A 6572-nucleotide genomic window follows, 5' to 3' on the forward strand; every position below is an offset into this window, starting at 1 on the left:
CAAACCTAGTTGGCCTCCAGCCAGTTGGCTGCTGCGTAAATATCCACCGCCAGGGGCACACGCAGGGGCACCGCCGTACTCATCACTTCAGGAATCGTGGTTTGCAGGTGTTCCCACGCCTCAGGGGGCATCTCCAACACCAATTCATCGTGAACTTGCAGCAGCAGGCGAGCCTTTTCTGGCGGCAACAGGGGTGCCAGCTTCACCATTGCACACTTGATAATATCGGCACTGGAACCTTGAATCGGGGCATTGGCTGCCGCCCGCAACAGTCCCCGCTCATAACTGCTCATCTTTAGCTTACTGGGATCGACATCGGCTAAGACTTCCACGGGCTTGCCCCGCAGGGATTGTAATTCGCGACTCTCAAATGCAAAGTAGCGCCGCCGCCCCAAAATAGTTTCCACATAGCCTTGGCTGAGGGCAAGCCGTTCCATGTGCCGCAGATAGTCAAAGACCCGTGGATAGCGATCGTAAAACCGCTGAATAAACACTTTAGCATCGGCAACACTCACGCCGGCCTCGCGGGCAAACCGCTGGGGGCCCATCCCGTAAATGACGCCAAAGTTAATAATTTTGCCCAGGCGACGCTCACTGGAACTAATATCGGTTTTTTCTAAGAGAAACTGCGCCGTGAGGCGATGGACATCCGCCCCCTCTTGGTAGGCCGCCACCAGGGCAGGCTCTTGACTCAGATGAGCGAGGATGCGCAACTCAATTTGGGAATAGTCCGCTGTCACCAGTAGCCAGCCCGGCTCTGGAATAAAGGCGCGCCGAATTTGCCGACTAAACTCGGTGCGAATGGGGATATTTTGCAGATTGGGATTGGAGGACGAGAGGCGACCGGTCGCCGTCACCGCTTGGTTAAATTCAGTATGAACACGGCCTGTGTCTGGACGCACCAGAGTGGGCAACACGTCAACATAGGTGGATTTGAGCTTGGCGAGGGTGCGATGGCTCAAAATGAGGTCAATCACGGGATGATCTCCCCGGAGTTTTTCAAGGGTTGCGGCATCGGTGGAATAGCCCAATTTCGTTTTATGGGTCTTTTTTGTATCCAGCCCCAATGTGCCAAAGAGCAGTTCACTCAGTTGCTTGGGGGAGGCCAAGTTAAAGGGTTGTCCCACAGCATCCCAAGCCTGTTGTTGCAGGGCTGCCAGTTGCTGTTCCAGTTCTTGGGAGAGTTGCCGCAAATAGTCACTGTCAATGCGAATGCCCGTAGCTTCCATTTCCGCCAGAATGGGTTCGAGGGGCAATTCCACCTCTAGGAGCAGTTGCCGCAAGCGGGGGGTTAGGTCTGCCTCTAGTTTCTCCTTGAGAAGATAGGTGGTATGGACATCGAGGCCACAGTATTGGGCCACCGTGGCTGGTGACAGGTCCGCAAGGGTTTGGTCTTTGCCGACAAGACTGCGGTAGCTTTGGGCTGGGAGGGGCAGATAGCGTTGACACAGATCCTTAAGGTTGTGGCTGGCTTCGGGGTTAATCACATAGCTGGCCAGCATTGTGTCAAATACTACCCCCCGTAATTGAATCCCCTGAAAGCGCAACACCAAGCGGTCAAATTTGGCATTTTGCAAGACTTTGGGGTAGCGATCGCCCTCCAGAATCGGTCGCAAAGCGGTGAGAGTGTCTTGCAGGGGGAGGTTCTGGCCCTCTTTGTGCCCCAAGGGCAGATAGGCCACCTGATCGGGAGCGGCTCCCCAACAGCAACCCAGGCCCACCAAGGCAGCATCGCGGGGGTTCAAGGCCGTTGTTTCCGTGTCCCAAGCCACGGGATGATTTGCATCTGTACAGGTTTCTAACTGGCTAATCAGCCATTGCAGTTGCTCTGGCGTTTCAATGAGTTGCACATTCAAGGGAGGGGGGGTATCCGTGGGCGCAAAAAACCACGTTTCCTCTGAGTCAGTCTCTAAATCGGGGAGTATGCCCCCCAAGCGTCGGTGCCACTCCTGAAGTTGCATTCGCAGGGCGCGAAACTCCAACTGATCTAATAGGTGATCCAGCATTGGCCAGTCAAAGGGAGTCAGATGCAGTTCCTCTAGGGAGAGTTCCAAGGGAACATCGTGGACAATTTGGGCCAATGTACGGGAATGGCGGGCATCGGCCTCCCCATTGATCAGCTTGGTTCTCAGGCTTAGGGGCATGATCTCATGGATGTGGGCGTAAATGTCCTCCAGGGTGGGGTATTGACTCAGCAATTGCACAGCGGTTTTTGGGCCAATGCCCTTAATACCCGGAATGCGATCGCTGGCATCGCCACAGAGGGCTTTATAGTCCACAATTTGCTCTGGCCAAACCCCCATTTTTTCCCTAACCTTGAGGGCATCAAAGGCCTCCAGACCCTGTTTGCGCTGGCCAAGGGTATTCCCTAGATACAAGACCTGGACTTGACCCTTGCGATCAATCAATTGAAAGAGGTCGCGATCGCCACTGACAATGGAGACCTGCCACCCTTGGGATCGCAAGCGGTGAGCCACCGTACCAATCACATCATCCGCTTCATAGCCCGGCTGACTCAATAGGGGCAAACGTAGGGCCCGCAGCAGAGCCTGCAAATTGGCAATATCGGTAATAAAGTCCTCCGGGGTTTCGGCACGACCTGCTTTGTAGTTTTCATCGGCGGCGTGGCGAAATGTCGGCTCCCCCAAGTCAAAGGCAATGGCTACATGGTCGGATTGCTGCTGCTCCAGAATCTCTAGGAGGCTCTTGAGGAAGCCAAAACACACACTGGTAGGAATCCCCGTAGAGGTGCGCAAGCCCCCGTCCCGCCCCTTGCTAAAAGCGTAGTAGGCACGAAAGGCCAAGGAATGACCATCAATCAGCAGTAGATTGGGGGCGGACATAGGATTGTAAAAACAAAATGGCGACGGATGACTTTATTCATTATTGATTAAAAAATCACTAAAAAATTTGGCCTAAAAGCTTGCAGGATTTCAACGGCCAAAGTCCCGGCGTTTTTGACAGAAGGGTAAAGCCACCAGCATTGCCAAGATGAGAAGGCTTTGATCCCGCCAATGGCGTTGCACATTCACGGTAAACATATACCCTTGATCCCGCTGGAAGCGACTGATGGTGCCCTGCGCTTCATTGATGGCGCGACTGCGCTGGCGATTCCACTCGGAGTATTTTACTTCCCACTCGTCCATTGCCGCCTGATAGGCTTGCAGCCGTCGGAGGTAGTCCTGGAGCGCCGCCGGATCATTGGGGGGATCGCCGGGAGGCTCTGGCTGCGGCGGTGCGGGTTCATCCACTGTGGGTACGTATTTGGAGCGAATTCCGGGGAAGTTGCAGGTTTGAAAGAGGCCGGGGCCATAGCAAAGACAAAACTCCCGCTGCATCTGTTCGGTCATTTTTTGCCGCTCTTCCTCTGGCTCCCGCCAACAGGGGTCATTGGCAATGTCATCTCCCATACCCGTGAGCTTTACCATCGCCTCAAAGGGCCATTTAATCACCGTCAGATGGTTGATGATCTGCCCCGGCAACCCAAAGGAAGAAACGGGCTGAATACCGCCACTAAAGATAATTTGTGGTACTAAAAACATTAGCACCAGCAGAGGCACAATGTTTTGGCTAGGGGCCAGGGCAGACACCAAAAGGCCCATCGCCATACCGCCAAAAATGGCAAGGGCAAAGGTGATGTACATGGCAAAGGTGACACCCCAATCTCCCGGTAAATCCACTGCTAGTTTTGTTACCGCAAGGTAGGTGGCCGCTTGATAAAGGGCCAGACCAAGGGCGATCGCCACCTTAGAGCCAAGGTAGGGCAACAGTCGCAGGCCAACCAACCGCTCCCGCCGATAAACTTCCACCTCCTTGACCAACTCGCGCATTGTCGTCATCGCACCAATCATCACCGCAATGAGACTGGTGACAAAAATCATCGTCAGGGCTTGACCCCCATTCCCCGTTTCGGGATTAAAGAGATCCCGCCGCCAAGAGACAAAATTCAGACTAGCGAGCAAGGGAGCAATTAAGAGGGTCAGCAGCAGCTGGATGCGATCTTGACTGAGGATAGTGAGATTGCGGTGGATGAGAATGAGAAATTGTTGCCAAGGGGAGATTTTGGATTTCGGTTCACTGCTGCGACCGGACTTGCCCTTGGGGGACCGCTGACTTTCATCGGGCATGTAAGCCAGCGCCTGTTGGCGTCCCACAACATATTCCTGATAGAGGCGCGATCGCCGGTAGGCCTGCTCTAGCTCTTCTGAAGTGGGGGCATGGGGGTTTTTCTCCTTGTCTAAGGCACGGTAGATGCCAGAGAAATCCTCGAGCTTGATGCCACTCAAGCGATCGCCAAAGGTGGCGCGGAAATAGGGCAGCAGTTGATCAGGGGGGCCAAAGTAGGCGAGCCGTCCGCCCTCCGCCAAATAGATCACCAGATCACACTCCCGGATGTTTTGGGTGGCATGGGTAATGATGAGGATCGTTCGCCCCTGATCTGCCAACTGCCGCAGCAAAAACATCAGGTCCGCCTCAGTGCCGGGATCCAAGCCAGAGGTCGCCTCATCGAGGAAGAAAAGACTGGGCTGGGTCAGCAATTCTGCTCCAATACATACTCGCCGCTGTTGACCCCCACTCAGACGCGAAATGGGCACATCCCGACGGTGGTTCAGTCCCAATTCTGTTAACACCTCTGTCACCCGCCGTTGGCGTTCTGCTGCAGTTGTATCGGGGGGCATCCGTAGTTTTGCTGCATATTCCAAAGCTTGGGCGATCGTCAGTTCCTCGTGAATGATATTTTTCTGTGGTACATAGCCCAATTGCGCTTGAAAGGCCTGATAGTTGCGGTAGAAATTTGTGCCATTGACCAGTACAGTTCCCGTTGTTGCTGGCCGCAATCCATTGAGGGCATCGAGGAGTGTTGACTTACCGCTCCCACTGGGACCCAGAATGGCCACAAACTCTTTGGGCATGATTGATAGGGAAATATCGTGGAGAATTCGCGTCCCTTTACCCACCACCTTAGTGAGGTTGATGGCATCCAGGCGCATGTGACCCGATTCAGCATATTGGGTCAGGGTTTCATCGACATTGAGAACAAGGCGATCGCTGCCAATGCGGATACTATCCCCCACCCGCAGTAGTGTGGGTGTTTCTACCTCACGGCCGTTGACAAACGTGCCGTTGCTGGATGCCAAGTCCGTGAGAATTAAATCGCCATTGCGGCGCTCAATTTTGGCGTGGTGACGCGAGACTGTCGGATGCTCAATGACTAAATCATTACTAGGATCGCGGCCAATCGTGAACGTGTTGTATCCCACCAGCGAAATCGTCTTCACAGGGACAGTGGGTGTGCCATCTGCCTCAGGAATGGCGAGTACCGTTGCCGTGTTGGTCAAACGCAACTCTGTCGCTGGGCTAAAGGCAATGGCATGGCGCTGGGTATCAATGCAATCAGGCAACTCCTGTCCTACATAGGTGAGAGTAACAAACTCTGTCAGAGCATAGCTTTCCCCGATTCCCAAATACGGGTGCATCGCTGGCTGCGGGTTACTGAGATCAATGACCTGAAGATGCTGATCGACAAAGCGCAACTTCAAATGGCAGGGCAGCAGTTCAGGAGTATCCACCACGACATCGCAGCCAGGATGCGTTCCCAAAAGACTAGTTTGCTCCCTTAATCCCCAACGTTGTCGCCACGTTTTTGTGCGAACTTCAACCACAGGAACTTCAGTAGGCCTACCCACCTCGAGAGTGCCGGGCTGATATTCCTGATACTGCCAAACCAGGCGAAAACGCACTGCTGAGTTGCCAAGCGTGATTAAGTCACCATTTTCTAGAGGAATAGGGGTATTGGGCACAACTGGCTGGCCATTGAGATGGGTACCTGCCTTACTGCCCAGATCAGTTAAATGTACTCTCCCTTCTTGCCATCCCAAGTAAGCATGGTGGCGGGAAACAGAAGGATCGTTGAGAACAAGGTCGTTATCAGGGGCACGGCCAATTTTCAGTCCGCCGGTGGGTAACTGGACGCCCTGCTCACTCACTGATTTGACCAGTTCTAACCACGCTGCTTGAGTCATGACCCTGGTGCCAAAGAAGCTTGATGCCAGTCAGTGTACTGGATTCTGACTGCCTTAACCAAAAGATTGGGAGACAAGTCCTGAAGTCAACATAGGTAGTACAGAACTCTGCCTAAAACACCCTGAGAGTGGGGCTGCAATCTCTGAGTATACTAATCCCTAGACGCCCGCCCCCCTTAGCAGATACTATGATACGAAGCTTACAAAGCTGATGAGATGACCTTTGCGAAATCAATCGCCTACGCCTTCGCCCTCCCGAGCAAAGCTTTCATGCGCATCCGTATGACCTATTTCCGTCTGCGGCTGGGGTACTTGGGGCCGCGTGCGCAAATTTACGATCGCGTCAGAATCGCATGGTCGCGGCATGTCCGCATCGGTGCCAACACCTCGATAGGCCCCGGCGTTTACCTGTGGGCTTCCTCGCAAGGCCATATCAGCATCGGCGAACGCTGCGCCATCGCGGCTTATACCCGCATCGTTACTCCCACGCACGATCCTGCCGCACTGCCCATCGTCGCGGTCGGCATCAATCAATCCGTCGAAATCGGC

Annotated in this window: 2 protein-coding genes and 1 pseudogene; 1 reads left to right on the plus strand and 2 read right to left on the minus strand. The window is 54.0% G+C overall.

The features are described from left to right. Nucleotides 1–5: 5 nt before the first annotated feature. On the minus strand, nt 6–2843 hold the full coding sequence (polA, locus tag IGQ16_RS08950) for a DNA polymerase I (RefSeq protein ID WP_024124371.1): 2838 nt from the start codon (nt 2841–2843) through the stop codon (nt 6–8). 90 nt (nt 2844–2933) lie between these two features. Beyond that, nucleotides 2934–6023, minus strand: coding sequence for an ABC transporter ATP-binding protein/permease (locus IGQ16_RS08955; protein ID WP_297061122.1), 3090 nt, complete (start codon nt 6021–6023; stop codon nt 2934–2936). A 216-nt stretch (nt 6024–6239) separates the two neighbouring features. Here IGQ16_RS08955 and IGQ16_RS08960 point away from each other — a divergent pair. After that, a pseudogene (locus tag IGQ16_RS08960) lies at nt 6240–6572 on the plus strand (hypothetical protein); the annotation flags it as partial.

The organism is Thermosynechococcus sp. M3746_W2019_013, assembly GCF_015296045.1.
Taxonomy (GTDB): domain Bacteria; phylum Cyanobacteriota; class Cyanobacteriia; order Thermosynechococcales; family Thermosynechococcaceae; genus Thermosynechococcus.